General features: G+C 38.6%; 2 protein-coding genes. Both read right to left on the reverse strand.

Annotated features, from left to right (window positions below):
• Window positions 1–376, reverse strand: a 376-nt coding sequence (locus ACS8FD_RS14485) for a pilin (RefSeq protein WP_439276373.1), incomplete at its 3' end; no start/stop codon positions are given.
• A gap of 132 nt (window positions 377–508) precedes the next feature.
• Window positions 509–955 (reverse strand): pilin, encoded by a 447-nt coding sequence (locus tag ACS8FD_RS14490; protein ID WP_439262902.1) that lies wholly within the window; start codon window positions 953–955, stop codon window positions 509–511.
• Window positions 956–1,426: the final 471 nt, after the last annotated feature.

A 1,426-nucleotide genomic window follows, 5' to 3' on the forward strand; every position in this document is an offset into this window, starting at 1 on the left:
TCCAAGTCAACGTATCGTTGTTTGCATTTGGCAATAGTGTATAGGTCGCACTATCTACGCTAGCTTCACCAGTGGCAGTCACTAGTGCTGTCACAGGAGTAATACTAATTGAGTTGACATTATTAGCATTGGTCACGCCTGACGCATTAATACTGACTTTAGCGATACTGTCGCAGTTGGTCAATGTGTGATTTCCTCTACCTTGATAGCAGGCTTCAATATTACTTTTTACTGTAGCAGCAGCCAATATAACTTCGGTAAATTTAGCTTTTTTGGTATAGGCTTGATACGATGGCAAAGCAATAGCAGCCAAAATACCTATGATAGCGATAACAATCATTAGCTCTATCAAGGTAAATCCTTTCTGAGTATTCATAGATATTTCCTCATAGCTGTTTTGATAATCATCAATATATTTCAGACAAAAAACAGCCCTGCTATGTCTTAGCATGCAGGGCCATTTTTGATGTAGCTATAATCATACTAAACTGAAAATACAGTTTTTAGTCTAGCATAGGCCAGTAGTAATGCAAGAGCCGCCTTCTGTCCAAGTTAATGAGCCAGAAGAGTCAGCAGCTGTGAGAATATAAGTCGCGCCATCTACAGTCGTAGCGTGACCAGTAGCCGTAACCACACCATCTTCATATTCAACTTTGGCTACTTGATTACCTGCTGCTGCACCCGTTAAGTCTGCACCTACTAGTAGAGCGGTAGAACATGCTCCAGGAGGGGTTCCAGTCGAAACTAAACTTGCAGCTACTGATTGACCACGTGTCTGATAGCAAGTATCAACCTTACCTTTTACTGAAGATGCTGCCAATACCACTTCTGAGAAGCGAGCTTTTTTAGTATAAGTCTGATAAGCAGGTAGCGCGATTGCAGCCAAGATACCGATAATAGCGATAACGATCATTAGCTCGATTAGGGTAAAACCTTTTTGTGTAGTAGCGTTCATAAGAACTCCTTTAGATAATAAGTTGACAGCGTCGCCATATATTGGTTGGGCGTAGATACCTGCCGTCAGTGATATAAAATGCACGCTACCATATAGCGCATGCTGTCTTAATATGACTCTTAACAGGAATGTTGCAGGTACTGTGCCAACTTTTTAAAGAAGAGGGGTTGAGATTTAATTATTTTTCTCACACTCGGTGTGTCATTATCTGAGCTTAAGATAAGCGGTTTTATTTAACGATTCAACGGTAAAAATATCGTCAAATATTATTAAATAATAAAAACTATTCAAGACTGCTGATTACTAAAAAACGAGTAGTAAGCTAAATTAAAATAGATCTAATAGGTAAATAAGTATTAAGTAACGGTAACAATTTTTGTCACCGTTTTTATCTCTATAATAATGTTACTAAATTGTTGCAGCAAATTGTCACTCTCCAAAAAAGGTAAGCTGGTCTAAATTGGAGAGATG

Source organism: Psychrobacter sp. 1U2 (genome assembly GCF_051847575.1).